Raw genomic sequence first — 18,977 nt, forward strand, 5'->3', positions numbered from 1 at the left:
CACGTCCAAGGAATCCGCGAGATGCTTGATGTCATCGACGTCCGCGCCCTTCCTGAGCATGCGCGCTAACTCGGGCGCATTATTTCCCATCACGCGCTCGGGCGTCAGGCCAATCAGCTCGTAGTAGTCTTTGATGAGAGGCCGCACCCTCTTCTCAGCCGCATCCGCATCTCCCAATGCGAGCTCTGCACAGGCCACATTGTACCAGAACACGCGCCGATGGCCCGCGGGGAGATCTTTGACAACGGGCTTAAGGTCCTCCGCCAACTTCAAAGCGCCATGCCGGTCACCTTTGCCGGCGAGGAAGCTCATTCGCTTCATGTTTACGCGAATCCGCTCCTCGGCCCCCAAGTTGTGAGCTGCGATCAGAGCGTCCATTTGATCGAGCCACAAAACGGCACGGTCAGAACCCGATTTGAGGTCGGCGAATGCCAACCCATCGAGCGCCTTTATCCGCTGATCGGGGGGGACAGCTTCATCCTGGGCACCGTGCTCCAGATAAGCTTCAATCTCAGGCCACACGCCCATTTCGTGGAAGAGCTCATCCGTAGCCATCTCGACAAGAATATCGAGACGCCCAACGTCCCCGCTCAGCCGGAGGAAAAGTGATAGCTTCGTTGGGTGCCAGGCCTCCAAAAGGCTCTTCTGTACGACAGCTCGCCACGCCTCCCGTCGCGCGTTGACCGTCTCGGTACCGTGAAGGAGCAGCCGTTCCTTGCCTACCGCCCGGGCTGCGTCGTGAAGCTTGATCCGGTCGCCGGCAAAAATCTGCAGCAAGCCTTGGCTCACCAATTGGCGGAGAGCCCGATCAAAGACAGGCTGATCGGTTCTCTCCGTTGCCGCCACATATGACTGTATTTCCGCACGCGTCAGTGGCGCGTCGCAGAGGCTGAGCAGTTCGGCAGTATCCGCTACCGCCTTAGGTAATCGGTCAAAAACCCGTCCGAGAATCAGGTCCTGGGCAACCTCTTTCGTATGCGCTGATTGCGCGAGATCGGCGCAGAACCGCTTCAGCGAGCCATCGTAGTCGGATCCCGCAACCGAGATTGCATTCAGCACGAAAAGCGGAAGGCCGCCCGTGAGATCGATCAATCGCTGGCAATCAGCAGCATCGCCTTGGCACCCATTGTCATGGGCGGCTGCCGCTACTGTGTCCGGCGCCCATCCCAGAAGGGTCTCACGCGTGATGCCGAGAGTCGCCTCCAGGGTCCCCACTTCGCCTTCGGGGCGTCCCAGCAGCACAAAGCGCAGATCCCTCCCAGACTGGATCACGCCTATCAAATCCTCAGCAGCGAGCTGGTGAACATTATCGAGGGCAACAGTGACAACCTCTCCGCGCTCACTCAGGCGGCGCGACAGGAGCTGGAGGATCTCTCGCCCGGAAGCGCCGGGCAGGAGAACCTCACCAAGGCCCCGGCCCGTCTGAAACAAGCGGCCAGCAACCTCTCGGGCAACGACGCTAGCGAGGGCTGCGCTGGGCATGTCAGTGATATCGAGATAAACGAGAGCCCCCGAGGCATGTTGCGAGGACTGCGCCAGCCATGATGTCTTGCCGGCTCCCGAATAGCCGACGATTAATCTGACCCGCTCTCCCGTCAGCAATTCGGGTTCATGCTCTTGCACGCGGTAGGGAGATGGCGGCAGTGGCAGATCCTGCAGCTGTATTACGAGCTGCTCGAAAAGGCGAGGAAGATCTTCAGCCTGGAATATGTGGTCCAGGTTCTCGTCCTCTCCGGTGGCCGCGAGAGATACAAGTCCAGCCAGCTTCCAAACGAGTGTAGCCGGCGAGAGCGTGGCGAAAGGCAAGCTGCCCGCCACCTTGCTGGCCGCCTCCGCCGCTGCGAGAAGCGACTCCGATGGAGCCGGCAGTAGTCTCTGCGCGGGATCAGCCGACGGCCAATCGACCCGCACATCGTCAGGCCAGTCGGCAGCAGCCAGCCTGGCAGCGAGAGGGCCGTTTGGAGCCGCGTTGCTGACTATAAGAAATGCCGGTTCTCCACAGCGGTCACCGCGCTTATGAGCGGCGCGCAACTCTTCGAAGCGTGCCACAGCCCCCTCAATATCGCTCCAGGCAAGCGACTCCTGCCGATGCTTCACCTGGATGTAGGTGCGCCGCCCTTTAGACTGAACCTCGACGTCTTCATCACTCTCGACTTCGACGGTCTCTATCGAGAACGCTGCAGCCGACAGCAGGCACTGCACGGTGTATAAGTGCTGAAAAAGGAATCCGCGATGCACGGCTTCGATGCGAACGAGCTGTGCTGGATCCAGGACGTTTAGCTGCGTCGCCTGGGTCATGAACGAAACCCGCGCCTGTCGAAACGATGCCACATCACGATGCGATTGCAGGTCATGTCTTTCGGGGCTCCGACAGAAAACGCATCAACACGTTGTTCATGCCGCGCCGGATTCCGAGGCAATCATCGCAGAGACGCAAGGACGGCACTCCGGGCATGATTTCTGCGCCGTTGACCACGCGGTATGGATAAGCTGTCTCATCGCCACATGACGAGCAAACGTGACTGCCGCCCATCGATAAGACCGCTTGGCGGGACAAAGCCCCCATCCGTGGTTCGACCCGGTCGACTACCGACCACCAGTACGGAGTATGAGGCTCGATTTCCTCCATATGCTGCTTCAGCAGATCGGGACGATGCCTTTCGAGCCAATCATAGGCCACTTCCCTGCGGTTCTGGTCATTGCGTACCAGCGTTTTATAGAGGTCAATCTCAAGGCGGAAAGACTCGCGCGGATACTGTTCGTGAAACGCCTGAAGCTGCACAAGATTGATCGCGAAGCGAAAACCGCCGCTGTACGCCTCTTTGACCGTACCTATACAGTATTCGCCGATATCCTCGGGCGAAGCTGCAAGGCGGTCTATCAGTCCATGGACGTAGCGCCAAGGATGCCGCTCGACCTCCATTTTCCAGATGTCGAGATAGCCGCTGCTCCTGAGAGCGTCCGCGATCACCTGATCGGCTTCCGGCTGCTTTACGAGCAATTCATACATATCGTTGAAATTTTCAACCGCCTGATCAACAGATCGCGCAGCATCCAGCACAGCGTTCTGGGCATCATGCATGACCTGGATCGGGTTCGTGCTACTCGACATCCATGCGATCTCGTCAGCGGCAACCGGCTCGAATTCTATCGGGAGCTCCTCTAGTAGCGGGCTAAGTCGCAAATCTTCAGGCGAGCAGTAATCCGCATCCTGCACAAGCCCGATGCCGGCAAGCTTGTAAACACGCGCGACGAGCCGGGAACAGAACTGTCTTCTTGATCTCGGCCTGCGCACGGCAATGACGGATCGCATCGCTTCGCTGGTGGAGTAGCGTGTGCCGATTTCAGCCCGTGCATAATCCACGATCTGCTCTATGACCTTGCGGTCCGGCGGATTTTTCAAGCGGAAGTGAAAGGCCTTCTCGTCGTCCTCAAATAGCTCGCGCTGCAGATTGCGTGCCTGAACTCCGCTCGAAGTCGAATCTATAAAGGAGCCATGCTGCACGCAGATCATTGCGTGGGATACCAATCCGCCAGTCCCAGCACGAATGGTCTTGCTGATTTTTTTGGGACGCGCCGTGAATAAAATATCACCTGGCTTTAACGCGTCAATTTTGATGCGCTTCATCATTTCTTCCAATCAGAGCTATAAGTATTCTTCATCTGGATAGCTCATTACAAGGGTGTTTAGACTATGGACAAGCGCGAGTGATGTAAATAGTCACTGCAGCATCCGCCTGCATGTTTCTGCATGTCACGTGATAGTAATAAATCCTCAGGCCGGCTAGAATTCGGCACGATATATACCCGCAAGCTGCCAGCGCCACGCGCGTTGACGGAATGCAATTATGCAAATTTAAACTTCCTTCCTAGAAAATGTTGCTGTCGAACTTGCTACCCTTACAAACATCGCAATTAGCAGCTTTCGGAATCGGGCATCACTCTTGCCTTTACGTAGAAATCGTCCGTCTCGGGCTTTACTCCACGTACGAGAATTTCCGGCGCCGCGTCGATGACCCGAAGCCACAGGGCGCTGCAATCATCACCGGCTGCCGGGATGGGGATGCTTTGGCCTTCAAGGAAGCGGTTCTGGTCTTCTGCACGGAGATCCGCCCAGAAACCATCAGTTGCGACGATGATCTCTCTCCCGCCGTGTAGTGCGACCACATCAGGAGCCATGAACTCCCGCACCCGAAAGCTCCGCGTCAACCGATGTCGTACCGCCTGGCCGGCAATGGCTTCGATTGGCACATCGACGCCTATGGCGTTTGCAAGCGTGTGAGGCCGGCAGACCCACTCGATAACGCGCTGATCGTCCCGCATACCAATGAGACAGTCACCCGCATGAATGGCGAGAAGAGTATCCGGAAGCCGGATATGCACGATCATATAGCTGGCCGATGCGCGTGGATGGTGGCCAGACAATCCGGTGTGGATCGCTCTCAGCCGTGAGATCAGGCTTTCAGCTGTTGCTGCCTCGTCCGATGCCGCGAACCAATCGATCATTTCGCGCGCGACCCGGCGGGCCAGCGTCCCGCTGTCAGGTCCGGCCGTTGAGCCATCCAGGACGATGCAAAGCGCCTCATCGCCGCGAATGCCGACACCGGCGCAATCCCGGTTATCTTCGGTCCTCTTTCCTGCCTGACTACGCCAGTTGATCTCGATACCCATCAGGCGCCGCCCGCACTGATGGCCTCGAAGCGCCCGCGAACGATATCGGCCCGCCCTTGCGGTCCGCGGATGTTGCCTTCGAGAAAATAATCGAAGTCGCGCTCTGCAAGCAGAGCGGTGAACTGCTCCGCGATAAATTGCCGGATGTCATTATCTGCGGCCAGCACCTCCGCCACAATTTCAGGCCGGCCATCCATGATCAGCAGGATGTCCTCCAGGTCGCGGCTAGCGAGCAGATCGCCCTGGCCGCGCCCGAGATAAGCTTCGAGCTTCGTTGCCAGGAAGAGCTCCGGCGTCAGTCGCCGTATATCGAGGGCCTCCGTAAGCGGATAGGTAACCGCCGTTTCCATACCTTTCGCGTACCAGCGATTTGTAAAGCCGAGAATCTCCGGATTATCCGGCATGAAATCGACCTTGAGGTCGCCAAGGCGCATGCGGCAGATCACGGTGTCCTCGTGCGACTCCGCAAATCCCTTCTCACGCAGCTGCTCCTGCATCTCCGCCCACGCGGCAAATCCTGCAAGGTCCACGATGAGGTCCACGTCGTCCGTGGCCCTCACGTCTTCAAGCGTGATCTCATCGGTAATGAACAGGGCGGTTGTGCATCCGCCGACGAACACCAGCCGTTCGCGAAGATCGCTTCCCAGCGCTTCGGCGACGGTTTGCAGCATCTGGAGCAGCTGGCCTCGGACGGTCATTTCCGCAACAGCCTTTCCGAGAGCCTGTCCCCGGCAAGTCCGGCTTCCCTCTGATTTCCGAGCCGTATCGCGTCTACGAGAGCGAGATACTCATAGAGCCGGTCATCTTTCTGCACGGCCTCCGGGACGCTCCTGAAAAGGGGTTCGACCGACTGCCCCATGTCGCGCCCTTCGGCTGACGGCCATACATAGATGTAGTCCCCGCCGCTGATCAGCAGGCTCCTGAGCATGGGTGCGGCAAAGGCCGTCGGGGTGCCGCGCGTCATCCCGCCGGGCGTTGCGGGGAACACGTATTTCAGACCATGAACTATGAAACTATGCAGGTTGCGCCGGTTAGGATTGGGCCGACCGGACGCGCGGTCCTTGATCGCAAGCCCCGTCGATAGGCTGCGCCGTATCGCACCGTTTATCTCGGTCTTGCTGATGCCAAGCAGCGCTTCAAGGCCGCGCACGGAATACGGCGCGTCACCCGGGAGACTCCATTCGAGACCTCCCGGACCCTGCTGCTCTTCCTGCTCCTGAAGGCTGACCAGCTTCAGCAGCACGACGATATCCTGACTCTTTATCCCATTCATACACGTATGTCCGCTGTCCTAGGACTAAGGACACTGCATCACAGTTTGACTGTTTGTGTCAATGAAAATCATGCTCCACGCGTTATGATAAATGATGCCTCTAAGAGCGCTTTCATTTGTTAATTCATTGTCTTGTATATGGGTAGCCACAATCCGTGAGGTTCGGATAGCCCTGGCTTTGCCAAGTGCAGCTTCGCAAAACGGGCCTCGCTCAAACCGCCTGACGGCCCGTGGCTGGAACCAGCTCCGCCCCCATCCCCCAGCTATGCACAGGCCACGCATTCTCCCGCTCTGAAGCTTCTATCGTGAAGTGAAATGTCCTGAACCGCTGGGCCTCCAGCAGGCGCAGCAGGTCCGAAAACTGCGCCCGTGTGACATCGAGCGACAGGTGAAGCGAAGGAAGCTCCTTATTGGCGAAAAGCACGCCCGCATCCGGAGCGTCCGTCTTCATGGGCGTCCGCGCCATGATCATTACAACGCCCGGCCAGCGAAACCGCGAGCTGGGCATATGCAGAGATGCGGGCAGAACGATATAGGAAAACTCGACGCTCTGCCGTGGCGGGCCAGGCTGCACGACCTGCCCGAGATTAACGCTGCCACTGCCAAAGATCTCCCCTTCCCAGTCGCCCGGAACAACGGGCGGCAGCGTGAACTCGTTCTTGCTCCGTGTGCGTCGCGCCATATCAGACCTCCTTCGAAAAGGGTGCGGCAGCACCCCTGGCCCTTGTCGAAAGCGGGTGGATCCGGGGTGGCAACGCATTCGGGACGGGCCGCGTTGCGCGGCGCGCGGGGCGGGAGCCCTGCCGCGAAAGCGATGCTGCCCACCTATAGAAGGCGTGCCGGCGGGAGGGATCGTAACCCGGATGGGCGGAGACGAACGACTCCGCAGAGCGGCAAAGCCGCGCCGTAAAGCCCGGCCCGGAAGGGGGGGGCGCCGACCGAGATTACGGCTCTAACGGCCGATGTCAGCTTCCAGCGCGATTGTTATTGACATTGTCAGCTTTCTTGTGGCTTAATCCTGACATGGAGAATGCGCCATGAGTGACGGCCCTCATAGAAGCCTGCCGCTGCGCCCTCATTGGAAGACGCTGGCACGGCGCGCTGCTAAAGCGGCCCACTCGCCCGACGAGGTGGCCGAGGCGCTCCCTTTTGCCCTCAAGCGCGAACTCCTCCAGGCGCCGCTCAAGGCCATCAATGACGTGATGTGCGGCGACACACTCTTCCCCTCGATCCGGATCGAACAACTGGAAGCGCTGCGCGCGAAGCATCCCGGATCGGCCCCCGCCAATCTCGCCATCGATTGTGCGGTCGCCGCTGTCGCGAGCGGTCTGACGGGAGAAGCCGGCGCGCAGACGGCGGTAAGCGCGGCACTTGCCGACACCATGCACAGCGCACTTCGCGCTACGGAAGAACATTATCAGCGCGAAGCAAGCCCGCGCAGCAGCAACTATGTCCGCCAGCGGCTCGACGCGGCGCGTCAGAAGGTCGATTGCGGAGCAATTGCCCGCGAGCTGCTGTCCGGCAACGCTCCGCCCCGGCAACGGGCCGTCACTCTCCCCACCCGCAAGGGCGTTGACGAAGGGCCACCGCTATGACCGTTCACTCCTACATTCCCCGGATCCCTACGCACGACATCGATGTGATCGAGCCCGGCGGGCTGCCGCGCAAAGGGCGGACGGCGTTCGATCTCGGACGCGACTTCAGATTCTCTACCGCAGCTCTGGAATCGTATGCTTTCGCGCGATGGGAGCCGCTGATTTACGACGCGATGATGCTGGCTGCTGCTGTCGAGTATGCCGATCGCTCGACCCGGCGCCCTTCTCTCGGTTGGACGCGGATGCTCACGCTACGGCTGCCGGTGCATGCGCCGCAAAGATGGGCCGCTCCTGATGTCGTCGGCTCTCTCCAAGAAGCGTTGCGGTTTCTGACCGGAGATGCCTGGACGATCGAGTTCGTTCAGCGGCGCGGCGAAGCGCCGTCTCCGACGCAAGAGTGCCTCCAGCTGCCCGTAAGAACTAAGGCCGTGATCGCCTACAGCGAAGGCATGGATTCCCGCGCCGTTGCCGGTCTGATGGCAGCAACCCTCGGCGAGCAACTGGTGCGCGTGCGTGTCGGCCCGAAAGCCGCCGGTCTGCCCGGCAAGCGGGAGCGCGAGCCGTTTGCGACGGTTCCTTACACCGTATCGGCAAGAGGCGAGTCGAGCGCGCGAAGCCGGGGCTTCAAGTTCGCCCTCATCAGCGGTCTCGCCGCTTATCTGACCGAAGCCGCAGAAATCATCGTTCCCGAAAGCGGCCAGGGCGCATTCGGACCGGCGTTGATCACGGCTGCTCACGCTTATCCCGACTATCGCAATCACCCTCTTTTCATGAAGCGCATGGAGCGGTTTCTGGCATCGCTGTTCGGACGCCCCTTCAAATTTTCATCGCCCCGGCTCTGGCACACCAAGGGCGAGACGCTTAAAGCCTACGCCGCCTTGCCTGGCAGCGATTCCTGGCGCGAGACGAAGTCGTGTTGGCGCGGGGCCCAATGGAGCGCGCTGAATGGAAAACTGACGCAATGCGGTATCTGTGCCGCTTGCATGCTTCGCCGGATGAGCGTTCACGCCGCCGGACTGCAGGAACCCGCAGGCACTTATGTTTGCGACGACCTCACGGCAGGCACCATCGACGATGCCGTGCATAAGGACTTCAAGAGGATGAGCGCGGCATTCCGCGAATATGCGATTGCCGGGACGCTTCATCTCGATCACCTCGCGGACATGTGCGCCGTCGGCAACCGCGCCGCGGTCGAGCGTCACGCCATCATCACAGCCCCATCTCTTGGCATGACGGCCAAGGAGGTCGGGGACCTGCTTGGAGGCGTGCTCGACCGGCACGCTGCCGAGTGGGGAATGTTTATCAAGAATGCAGGAGCGCGTTCCTTCCTCAGGCAGTGGACGCGGCACGATCAATGAACGGCATACCAGAGCGACTGAGCGAAGTAGAAATCGGCGAGCGGCTGCGGCTGGCACGCGAAGGCGCGAAGCTGACGCAGGCTCAGGCCGCCGACCTGATCGGGGCCGCGCGTACGACGCTTGTCGCCATCGAACAGGGCAAACGCCGCATTCAGATGGATGAGCTGCAGAAGCTCGCCACGGCCTATCGGACGTCGGCGAACGCGATCCTGCGTCGCGAGGCTGTGCACCTCGATATGGTACCGCGGTTCCGCAAGCTGGATGACAGCAAGGACGACGACATCGAGCGCGCCACGCGCCTTCTCAACGGCCTTGTCCGGGCGGAAGTCGAACTTGAGAATTCCCTCGGTGTCTCCCGGGCGAGAAACTATCCGCCTGAGCGTCCGCTGCTGCCGGGCGATGTTCGCTCGCAGGCCGAGCAGGATGCGCAGGAGCTGCGCGACTGGCTCGGCCTTGGTGCGGGTCCGGTGACGGACATCGTATCCCTTCTTGATTTGCAGCTGGGCATCCGTGTTTACGTCCGGCCCCTTGGTGGAAAAGTATCGGGACTCTTCGCCTACGACGAAGCAGCGGGCGCCTGTATCCTTCTCAACGCAAACCATCCGCACGAGAGACTAACCCAGACGGGCGTTCATGAGCTCGCCCACGTTGTCTCTACGCGGAGGCAGCCTGAAGTTCTTACCGATGAGGAGCGGTTCGCCTCACGCGAAGAGCGTTACGCGAATTACTTTCAGCGCAACTTCATCACGCCGGCCCGCGCTGTGCGCCAGCGCTTCGCCGAGATCACCGCTGGTCAGTCCCACCTAACGCGCCGGCACGTTATTCTGCTTGCTCACGCTTTCGGTGTTTCCCGCGAGGCCATGGTGCGGCGGTTGGAAGAGCTTAAACTGGCGCGCGATGGAACGTGGGACTGGTTCCAGGAACATGACGGCATAAGCGACGCACAGGTACGCGAGGTCCTTGGCGATCTGCCCGTGCGTGCGGACATCGCCGTTCTGGCAAGGGGTCTTGTCCCGCCACGTCTTGCCTTGCTCGCCCGTGAAGCCTGGAAGAAGGAGCTCTACAGCGAAGGACAGCTGGCCCGCCTGCTGGAACTTGACCGTCATGGCATCCGGGAACTGCTCGATGGGGCGGAGCGCGAAGAAAGCGAAGCTGATGAACGCATCAAGATTCTTCGCTAGTCCTTCCGCTATCCTCGTCGCCGATGCGAGCATCGTGATCAACCTGAACGCCTCTGGGCGGGCACGGGAGATCATCAGAGCTCTTCCTCACCGTCTTGTGGTGACCGGCAATGCCGTGACCGAGCTTGGGGCAGGCGAACGCAACGGCCATGGCGACGCCCGGCAGCTTCACGATCTGATCAACGCAGGCCTCGTCGGCCGCGTTGAAATCGGCGGCATCGGTGCTCCGATCTACGAGAGCCTTATCGACGGTTCCGCCCGGCTCACCCTGGACGACGGCGAAGCAGCGACGATTGCCTACGCGGTGGAAGCAGGCGCCTTTGCCCTCCTTGACGAACGCAAGGCGCGTAGTTTGTGCGCCGCCTCGTTCGCCGCGCTGCCGCTCGGCTGCACGGCGGAGGTGCTTCTGCATCCCGCCGTCGCGGCGGCACTGACTTCAGAGCATGTGGCAACTGTGGTCCGCACGTTGCAGGTGGGCCGCATGCGCGTTCCTCCGGAGTTTGTTGGCGATCTCGCCACCTTGATCGGGCCGGAGCACGCCGCCACCTGCGCCAGCCTGCCAAAAGCCGCGCGAAAGACAGCATAGGCTACCGCTCTCTTTCGAAATCCTCCCCGCGCCCCCGACTCCTTCGATCTGCCGGGCGTTCATCGCCACGCTCCGACCGCCGTGACGCCCGCGACACCAGACGGATGGATTCCTGCCCGCTGACCGGCGCGCTCCTTCTCCCGCTGCTCCCGCACGCGCTTCACTTCGAGGGATTGCAGCTCCCGCTTCTCAACCGCCGCTAGACCCTTAAGCGTGCGCGCGCTGTCGAGCGCCTGAAGCCGGTGGCGCTCGCGAAGGCCGTGGGCAGCGTGTGAATCGGCGTGGAATAAGGCCCCTGTTTGAGGGGTTATCGGCGTCCAAACGGGGGTCTGACGCAGCTTCGATGCTGATTTGATAGGTTTAGGTGGCACCGATCAGCCGGGCTGCCAGAAGATCGATCTTGGCTCTGCCGTACATCTGGCGCTTTACCAGCTTCAGTTTCGTGATCTGCCCTTCGGTCTGGCCGCTCGACCAAGGTTCGGTCGTGGCGGCGCTGACGGCGGTTTTGTCCTTGGCGATGCCCGCGGCGAAGGACGCGATCAGGCTGGCACCAGAGTCGGTGATCCATGGATCGAGATCAGCCGGGATCTTCTTGCGGATCATATCGTGGAACCTCGCGATCAGGCGGCGTGCCTCGACCAGTTGCGGGACCCCTCCCTCGATGGCGGCGATCGTGACGGTATCAGCTGTGCTCAGATGATCGCGTGCCGTGGTCATCAGGCGCGCGATCGTTCTGGCCGAGGGCACCTTCTGCAGTTGCTGATCCGTGGCTTTCTCGGCTCGTCGACGACGCGTCGCCCATTCGCTGACCACGCGCAGGGAGCCTCGGAAATCCTGTCCTTTCAAACGACGCCAGAGCTCGGCACCGTTCCGGCAGCCATCGAACCATTGCGCATCAAGGAGGGGCAGATGGGCCTCGAGCGTGCTCTGCCGGACCCGGAAAACATCGGTTCTCTCGCCGCGGACGACCTGGCGAACGAGTTTGCGGCTGTGCCCCGTCCGTCGGACGATCTCCTTGATCGGCACGCCGTCCTTGGCGAGCGCCAGGAGCGCAGCATTGGTCTCTTCCCGCCGCAGGTAGCCTTCGTACCGGAGCTTTTCGGCACGGGTGAGCAGGTCAGGATTGATCGTCGTCGCACTGATCACGGTCCGGATGGCGCGCATGGACTTGCGCACGGCGTCGAGGAAGGCTGAGCTTGCGTTCTCCATCAGATGCCAGCGATCTGCGACCTGGATGGCGTCGGGCAAGGCGCTGGCGGCTGCCTCACCGTAGCCGCCGCCGCGATCGCGCGACACGATCTTGATTCCGGGATGCCCGGAAAGCCAGGCTTGGACCGTCGCGATCTCGCGGTCGGGCAGGAGCTTCACGATCCGGCGCCGCTCCAGATCGCAGATGATCGTTCCATGGCGATGATTTCGGCGAAAGGCCCAGTCATCGATCCCAACGGCGGTGAGAGGCTCGGTTCGCGGGCGGGCCCGGCGCCGCACGACACCCAGCAAGGTGTCGTTGCTGACGGGCAGCATCAGCCGCTTGGCGAAGCTGGCCGCCGGCCGACCCCCGAGTGCCAATCCAAGATGATGGACGAGGCATTCGAGCCGAGCCGTCCGCCGGGATCGAACAGAAAGCACTTCATTCCCAAAGCGCTCGGCGAAGATGCGGGTTGAGCAGGTCTCGGTGCCGCATCGAAAGCGCCGGACCACGAGCCGGATGCGCACCCCTCGGCCCGACGCCGGTAGGTCCGAGAGGACGCGAAAATACCGTCTGTGCTGCCGTGACGAGTCCTGGTGGCAGGACGGGCATTGCCCGTTCGCCGCGGCACCATGTGCCGTCACCACCAGCATGTTCCCCTCGATCGCCACTTCACCCGCGACCAACCCGCCCGGCACCGACGACGACAACCGTAATGAGCCCCGCATGACGTTGATTCCCCATGAGAACGAACGTCAGCCTTCAGCTCGACTGCATCGGAAGTGAGTCAGACCCCTTCTTGGACGCCGATCCGGGGTCCCCTTCCAACGCCGTTTGACAGGTGCCGACGCCGTCGGCACTCATGAGCACGATCCGGGCGCGCCAGACGTACTTCTGCGGCGTGTTGCGATCGGCGGCCAGGGCATCAAGCTGCCGCCGGTCCGCCTCGCCGAGAGTGATCGTGATCCCGTTGCGCATGTACCAGACAACCACAGGCCGGCGCCAAACGGAATCCACCAACGGACTCTTCCGTCTCAGTCAATCCACTAGCTGGGGCCCGCTGATGGGAGTTCGGAGCGACTGCGATTTAAGAGTGCATAAATGCGCTTAGAGCAATCAAACGTGTAGCGCTCACCTGCGGAGGCCAACGCCAGACGAAGCGGAATGAAAACCGGTGGTAGCCCCGTGGTAGCCACAAGCGGGAAAGCCACGTCCGCCCGTCCGGGGACAACGTCATAACTTATTGATTTCTTTCGAAAAACTGGAGCAGGCGAAGGGATTCGAACCCTCGACCCCAACCTTGGCAAGGTGGTGCGCCCTTTGGATGCGAACTTTTCGCCCAATCGTCGAAGCAATCCCTGATTGCAATGGCGCACCCGACACGATTCGAACGTGTGGCCTCCGCCTTCGGAGGGATTACTTGTAGCTCCGTCGAAATCACGATGGAGCACGAAGAAATGCGATATCATACTGTTATTAAAAAAGAATTTGTAGCTGGCCATAGCCGAGACTATCCTTCTCTCCGCTACCACTTTCTTCCTGCCGCTTACGTGGCGCTTACGCGAGACGAAGCGACAAGGGCGGAGATTTTCCATGGCTAAGCTCACAAAAAGGGCCGTCGATGCAGCAGAGGCCGGCGCCAAGGATTACGTGATCTGGGACGACGAGCTCCCTGGTTTTGGCCTCCGGGTTTTCACGTCCGGCAAGCGAAGCTACGTCCTTCAGTATCGGTCGGCGGGCCGATCGCGTCGGTTCACGATAGGGCTGCACGGGGTATGGACACCTGAACGCGCGCGCCAGGAAGCCAAAGCGCAATTGGGCCGGATCGCGCAAGGCGACGACCCGGCTGAAGAACGGCTGCTTGATCGCAAGGCGCTCACGGTCAAGGAACTCTGTGACCTCTACCTCGCCGACCTGCAAGCCGGTCTCATCCTCGGAAAAGGCGGGCGCCCCAAGAAGCCGGGCACGATCGCCTCCGATCTCGGCCGCATCCACCGTCATATCGTTCCCCTCCTCGGCTCGCGTCGCGTCAGGGACCTGACGAAAGCCGACATCACGAGGGCCATGAAGGACATCATGGCAGGGAAGACGCGTGTCACCGTCATGACGAAGAACCTGCGCGGCAAGTCCATCGTGAGAGGCGGCGCCGGCACAGCCACGCGGACAATCGGCCTGTTGGGCGGCATTCTCACCTACGCTGTCGAAGCGGGGATCATCGAAACGAACCCGGCGCACGGTGTGCGGCGGCCGAAAGACAATGTCCGCGCCAGACGACTGAGCGAAGCCGAATATCGCGTCCTCGGCGACCTGCTCAAGACGGCTTCCAAAAACGAGAACTACAGGATGTCGGTGGAGATCATCCGCCAGATCGCCCTGACCGGCTGCCGGCGCATGGAGATGGTGACGCTGCGATGGGATGAAGCCGATACGGATTGCAGTTGCCTGCGCCTGAAGGATAGCAAGGAGGGAAGCTCCATCCGGCCCATCGGGCTGCCCGTGGTGGAGTATCTGGAGAGGCGCCGGAATGAGGCGATCGGAGATTACGTCTTCCCCGGCCGGGGCGGCGAGAACGCGTTCGGCAGCTTCCCCAATCACTGGGGGAAGATCTTCGCAAACTCACCCCTGGCCGATATTAGCCCTCACGTCCTCCGCCACAGCTTCGCCAGCGTTGCGAACGATCTGGGTTTCACCGAGGTCACCATCGCCGCCCTGGTTGGCCATGCGAAGGGATCGGTCACCAGCAACTACATCCATACGCTCGACACAGCTCTGATCATGGCCGCAGATACCATTTCGGGCTACATCCAGGGGCTGCTCGACGGGATTGAGTTCAAGCAGACCGCCTATGCGCTCGATCGTGGGTCCCGGAAAGCGGCGCTGGTCCAGTTTCTACAGGGAGCCTCGATCTCTCGGAGCACCAGTCAAAACGCCGGGGAACATGTCGGGCCATAAGCTCAATGGTCCTCATCATAGTCAATCGTTACCGGAGCGCGGGCGATAGCCGTCCGTTGCCCCCCGGAGCGCAACATGCAGCGACCATCAGCGCCGCCCTTCCCCCGTTCTGAGAGCGTGTTTGACAAGGATTCCCAAGGGGCGTGATCATAGGGCGTCGGATCCACGAGACGAGCCGACGCTCCATGCCCCGCAAGACCCCGCCCGGACGGCGCCGCTACGAGACCGACCGGACGGACGGACAACGGGATCTGATCGCGCCGCTGATCCCTGCAGCGCAGGCGGGCGGGCGGGCGGGCGCCCCAGGAAGGCGACGTCGCGCGAACTAGTAAACACCATCCTCTATTTCGTGCGGGCCGGCATGGCAGCTTCTGTCTCGTGACCTGCCGCCGTGGCGGACGGTCTATTATTATCTGCGCCGCTGGCAACGCGAGGGCGTCTGGGAGCGAGTTCACCACACCCTGGTCATGGCCGACCGCGAGCGCAGCGGCAGGGCTGCCTCGCCCTCGGCGGCGATCCTCGACAGTCAGTCGGTGCGCACCGCTGATCAAAAGGGGACGCCAAGAGCTACGACGCCGGCAAGAAAATCACCGGCCGCGAACGGCGCATCCTGACCGACACAGACGGGCGCTTGCTCTGCGTGTGTCTCCACGCAGCCGATATCCAGGACCGCGATGGCGGCAAGCTGCCGCTGACGGCCTCGCGCCAGCGCTACCCGTTCGTCGCCCGCGTCCTCGCCGATGGCGGCTATGCCGGGCGGCTTGCGGCATGGGCGGCGGATAAGGCCCACATCACCCTCGAAATCATCCGCCGTGGCACCAGCGCCAAAGGCTTCGAGGTCCTGCCGCGCCGATGGGTGGTGGAACGCACCTTCGCCTGGATCTTCAAGAACCGCCGCCTCGTCCGCGACTACGAGCAGATCACCGCTGTTGCTGAAACCCTCATCACCGTCGCGGCTTCAGCCACACTGCTGCGCAGATGGCAATGAACCGATGCCCTTCTCAAACACCCCCTCAGCCCTTGCGAATTTATCTGCGAATGCCGAACAACGAGGCTGGAACGATCCTCCAATCCATCGCAATCAGGATTGAAGATCGATGGTCTCCGGTCACAGAAACGTGAGACGCTTGCATCTCGGTTATCTGACGCCACAGCAGCGAAAAGATGATGTGCTGTGTCTGGGATACCCTTGACAGGCGGATTGTCCCGGAGCACTTCAGAAACATGCTTCGTGTCCTCACCCGCATGATGATCGCGTGCCGTGCGCTGGCCTTCCGCCAGGGCGTGGTGCTGGCGCTCGTCATGGGTCTCGTCGCGGGCCCGATGCTCAACACGCTCACCACCCGCCATGCTGAAGAGGCGAAGGCGGCCATTGCCGGTTTGTCGCTGGGCTTTTCCGATCCCGGTGGCGTTTTGCCGGACGTCCTCGCCGCGGAGCATGCTGAGCCGCAGTCTCAGAGCAACGGCAAGTCTTCCCCCCAGGCCGACACATCCACGGTCGATCACAGCTGTCACGGCTGCGTGGCGTTCGTGCTGCCCGTGGTGGCCACCGCGCCGCTCGGCGGCCTGACGCCCGTTCGCGTCGCGATTGAACCGGCGACCGCGTCGAGCCGTACCGTTCCCACCGAAATCCGTCCCCCCTGCGCCTGATCTGACCCCTGTCCGCGCGCGGGCGCCCTGCGCCTGCGTTCAGCTCACAGCCATCGGATCAGATCATGCCGCCTCGTGCCCTTGCGCGTGCGCTTATGGCAGCCCTTGTGCTGCTTCCGGCGTCGCCGACGCTTGCCGAATCCGCGCGTCCCCAATCCACACGCCCTGCAGCCGCGCGTTCTTCAGCCGAGCGCCCTCTCGCCTTGACCAGTGCGATGGCGAGCGCGCTCGCCGCCAATCCCCGCCTCACGGCGGCGGAACGGGACATCGGCATGGCCTCCGGCCGCTCCACCCAGGCCGCCGCACTGCCCAATCCGGCCTTGTCGCTGGAGGTGGACAACGCCATGGGCTCTGGCTCCTACCAGGGGCTGGACCTCGCCGAGCAGACGCTGCAGATCAGCCAGCTGGTGGAGCTGGGCAGCAAGCGCGAGGCGCGCATGGCCGCCGCCGGCGCGGGTGTCACAGTCGCGCGCTGGGAGCGTGAGGCGACCCGCCTGCAGGTGCTGGCGGAAACCACCGCAGCTTTCTCCGCCGTGCTGGGCGCGCAGCAGCGCGTCTCCATCCTCGATCAGCAGGCGGCGGCGATTGCGCGCCTTGCGCCGCTGCTGCAGACGCGGGTGGATGCGGGCGCGTCCTCTCCTGCGGAGATTTCGCGCGCCCGTGTCGCCGCAGATTTCGCGAAAGTCGAGCTGGACCGGGCCAAGGCGTCTCTCGGGACCGCGCGACGTGACCTGGCCGTGCTCATGGGCATGAACGAGGCCCGGTTCGGCCGCGCCACGGGCAATCTTTTCAAAGTCAGCGCGCCGCCAGCGCTGCCGAGCCTCATCAAGCAGGCTCAGGGCAACCCCCAACTCACGCGTTTCACGGCCGTCCAAGGGCAGCGGCGGGCCGAGCTGCGCGCCGCGCAGGCGAAAGCGGTGCCCGACGTGACCCTGGGGGTCGGCTATCGCCACTACAACGAGACCGCCGACAGCGGCATGCGGGTGACGCTCTCAGTGCCGATCCCGATCTTCGACCGCAATGAAGGCGGCATTTACGAGGCACAGGAATCCCTGCGCCGGGCGGAGGCGGAGGAGGCCATCGCCCGCGGTGCGCTGATCGCCCAGTTGGGGCGCGCCCACGACACCCTGAAGGCGGCCTATGACGAGGTCAGCCTGCTGCGCACCAGCACCATTCCCGGCGCGCGCAGCGCCTTCGAGGGCGTGGAGCGTGGCTACGGCGAGGGCCGCTACACGCTGCTCGAGCTGCTGGACGCCCAGTCCGCGCTCACCGATGCGTCGCTGCGCGAGCTCGACGCCCTGGTCAATTTCCACACCGCGCTCGCGACCATCGAGGGCCTGATCGGCCGGCCGGTGAACCTCAGCAAGGGAAAGACGAAATGAGCCGCACGGCGCGACGCGACCTGGCGATGCTCGTGGTCGGCCTTATGGCCGGAGCGGGCGCCATCTATGCTTTTCAGGGGCCTACGGCACCGGTGCCCGGCACGGTGGCCGCCGAAGCCGGACATGGGGCCGAACCGGGCCAAGGCGAGGGCGGCGAATCCCACGGCGAGGGCGCCGTGGAGCTGAACAACGCCAAGCTTGCAGCGGCCGGCATCGGCCTTGAGACGGCGGGACCGGAAAAGCTGCGGCAGAAGCTGCGGCTCAACGGTCTCGTGCAGACCAACCAGGAGACCGTGGTGCAGGTGACGCCGCGCTTTCCCGGCGTCGTCCGCGAGATCCGGAAGCGGATCGGCGACACGGTGCAGAAGGGCGACGTGCTCGCCGTCATCGAGAGCAACCAAAGCCTGACCACCTATGACCTGAAGTCCCCCATCGCCGGCACGGTGGTGGACCGGCAGGTGGCGTTGGGCGAATACGCCTCGGAGCAGAAGCCCGCCTTCGTGGTGGCGGACCTCTCCACCCTGTGGGTGGATCTCTCCGTCTACCGGCGCGACTTCGCCCGGGTGCGGGTCGGCGACAAGGTGGAGGTGGACCCGGACGACGGCGGCGCCCCCATTGCCGGCGAAGTGGCCTATGTCTCGCCCATCGGCGCGTCGGACACGCAGACGGCGCTCGCCCGCGTGGTGATCCCCAATGACGGCCTGCGCCTGCGCCCCGGCCTGTTCGCGGTGGGCACCATCACCCTTGCGGAGAAGCCTGTGGACCTCGCCGTGCGCCCCGGCGCGCTGCAGGCCGTCGACGGGCGCACGGTGGTGTTCGTGCGCAACGGCGACGCCTTCGAGCCGCGCGACGTGGAGATCGGCGACCGCGACGCCGAATGGGCCGAAGTGTTGTTCGGCCTGATGCCGGGGGATGTCTATGCCGCGAAGAACTCCTTCGTGGTGAAGGCCGAGCTCGCCAAGGGGAGCGCCAGCCATGAGCATTGATCTCACGCCCCGGATTGATCCTGCGCCCCAGGAGGATCTGAAGCTTTTGACCGCGCTCATCCATCCCCACCTTGAGGGACGGGTGGTGCAGGCGCTGCAGGAGCTGCCGCAATTCCCCGGCTTCACGCTGGTGGAGGTCCGCGGCCAGGGCCGC

The 18,977-nt window shown here is 62.6% G+C and carries 16 protein-coding genes and 1 pseudogene; 9 read left to right on the top strand and 8 right to left on the bottom strand.

Annotated elements, in window-relative coordinates; genetic code table 11:
• From V5F61_RS20515 to V5F61_RS20540, 6 genes are all read right to left on the bottom strand, one after another.
• Nucleotides 1-2,298 (bottom strand): hypothetical protein (locus V5F61_RS20515; protein WP_393990552.1); only part of this gene is annotated, 2,298 nt, incomplete at its 3' end.
• A gap of 52 nt (nt 2,299-2,350) precedes the next feature.
• A complete protein-coding gene (locus V5F61_RS20520) occupies nt 2,351-3,628 on the bottom strand; it encodes a YiiX/YebB-like N1pC/P60 family cysteine hydrolase (protein ID WP_394104078.1) in 1,278 nt (425 codons plus the stop codon).
• A 287-nt stretch (nt 3,629-3,915) separates the two neighbouring features.
• A complete protein-coding gene (locus V5F61_RS20525) occupies nt 3,916-4,671 on the bottom strand; it encodes a protein phosphatase 2C domain-containing protein (protein WP_393990550.1) in 756 nt (251 codons plus the stop codon).
• Complete coding sequence (locus V5F61_RS20530; protein WP_393990549.1) at nt 4,671-5,369, bottom strand: hypothetical protein; 699 nt, start codon at nt 5,367-5,369, stop codon at nt 4,671-4,673. The genes V5F61_RS20525 and V5F61_RS20530 overlap by 1 nt, the downstream gene beginning before the upstream one ends.
• Nucleotides 5,366-5,935, bottom strand: coding sequence for a hypothetical protein (locus V5F61_RS20535; protein WP_393990553.1), 570 nt, complete (start codon nt 5,933-5,935; stop codon nt 5,366-5,368). Before V5F61_RS20535 ends, V5F61_RS20530 begins: the two co-directional genes overlap by 4 nt.
• Before the next feature lie 220 nt (nt 5,936-6,155).
• Nucleotides 6,156-6,626 carry a hypothetical protein gene (locus tag V5F61_RS20540; protein ID WP_393990548.1) on the bottom strand — a complete coding sequence of 157 codons (471 nt, stop codon included), beginning with the start codon at nt 6,624-6,626 and terminating at the stop codon, nt 6,156-6,158.
• A 355-nt stretch (nt 6,627-6,981) separates the two neighbouring features.
• Between V5F61_RS20540 and V5F61_RS20545 the strand changes: the two genes are divergently transcribed.
• Genes V5F61_RS20545 through V5F61_RS20560 form a run of 4 tightly spaced genes read left to right on the top strand, consistent with a single transcriptional unit; the run spans nt 6,982 to nt 10,664 of the window.
• Complete coding sequence (locus V5F61_RS20545) at nt 6,982-7,539, top strand: hypothetical protein (RefSeq protein ID WP_393990547.1); 558 nt, start codon at nt 6,982-6,984, stop codon at nt 7,537-7,539.
• Nucleotides 7,536-8,897, top strand: coding sequence for a 7-cyano-7-deazaguanine synthase (locus V5F61_RS20550; RefSeq protein ID WP_393990546.1), 1,362 nt, complete (start codon nt 7,536-7,538; stop codon nt 8,895-8,897). Before V5F61_RS20545 ends, V5F61_RS20550 begins: the two co-directional genes overlap by 4 nt.
• On the top strand, nt 8,894-10,078 hold the full coding sequence (locus V5F61_RS20555; protein WP_393990545.1) for an ImmA/IrrE family metallo-endopeptidase: 1,185 nt from the start codon (nt 8,894-8,896) through the stop codon (nt 10,076-10,078). Before V5F61_RS20550 ends, V5F61_RS20555 begins: the two co-directional genes overlap by 4 nt.
• Complete coding sequence (locus V5F61_RS20560) at nt 10,053-10,664, top strand: hypothetical protein (RefSeq protein WP_393990544.1); 612 nt, start codon at nt 10,053-10,055, stop codon at nt 10,662-10,664. The genes V5F61_RS20555 and V5F61_RS20560 overlap by 26 nt, the downstream gene beginning before the upstream one ends.
• 360 nt (nt 10,665-11,024) lie before the next feature.
• Here the strand turns inward: V5F61_RS20560 and V5F61_RS20565 are convergent, their stop codons facing one another.
• Both V5F61_RS20565 and V5F61_RS20570 read right to left on the bottom strand, forming a co-directional pair.
• Nucleotides 11,025-12,581 (bottom strand): ISL3 family transposase, encoded by a 1,557-nt coding sequence (locus V5F61_RS20565; RefSeq protein WP_393990543.1) that lies wholly within the window; start codon nt 12,579-12,581, stop codon nt 11,025-11,027.
• 34 nt (nt 12,582-12,615) lie between these two features.
• Complete coding sequence (locus tag V5F61_RS20570; protein ID WP_393990542.1) at nt 12,616-12,873, bottom strand: hypothetical protein; 258 nt, start codon at nt 12,871-12,873, stop codon at nt 12,616-12,618.
• Nucleotides 12,874-13,446: 573 nt separating this feature from the next.
• On the opposite strand from V5F61_RS20570, the gene V5F61_RS20575 reads away from it, so the two are divergent.
• From V5F61_RS20575 to ihpB, 5 genes and pseudogenes are all read left to right on the top strand, one after another.
• Entirely contained in the window at nt 13,447-14,805 is a 1,359-nt protein-coding gene (locus V5F61_RS20575; RefSeq protein WP_238123843.1) for a tyrosine-type recombinase/integrase, read from the top strand.
• 185 nt (nt 14,806-14,990) lie between these two features.
• Nucleotides 14,991-15,793 (top strand): annotated as a pseudogene (locus tag V5F61_RS20580) (IS5 family transposase).
• 236 nt (nt 15,794-16,029) lie between these two features.
• A complete protein-coding gene (locus V5F61_RS20585) occupies nt 16,030-16,455 on the top strand; it encodes a hypothetical protein (RefSeq protein WP_238123842.1) in 426 nt (141 codons plus the stop codon).
• A 65-nt stretch (nt 16,456-16,520) separates the two neighbouring features.
• Nucleotides 16,521-17,837 (top strand): TolC family protein, encoded by a 1,317-nt coding sequence (locus V5F61_RS20590; protein ID WP_238123841.1) that lies wholly within the window; start codon nt 16,521-16,523, stop codon nt 17,835-17,837.
• Nucleotides 17,834-18,823: a divalent metal ion exporter adaptor subunit IhpB gene (gene ihpB / locus V5F61_RS20595; protein ID WP_012112638.1), complete on the top strand. Its 990-nt coding sequence runs from the start codon at nt 17,834-17,836 to the stop codon at nt 18,821-18,823. Before V5F61_RS20590 ends, ihpB begins: the two co-directional genes overlap by 4 nt.
• Nucleotides 18,824-18,977 lie beyond the last annotated feature (154 nt).

The sequence above is a fragment of the Xanthobacter sediminis genome (assembly GCF_043195015.1).
Lineage (GTDB): Bacteria > Pseudomonadota > Alphaproteobacteria > Rhizobiales > Xanthobacteraceae > Xanthobacter.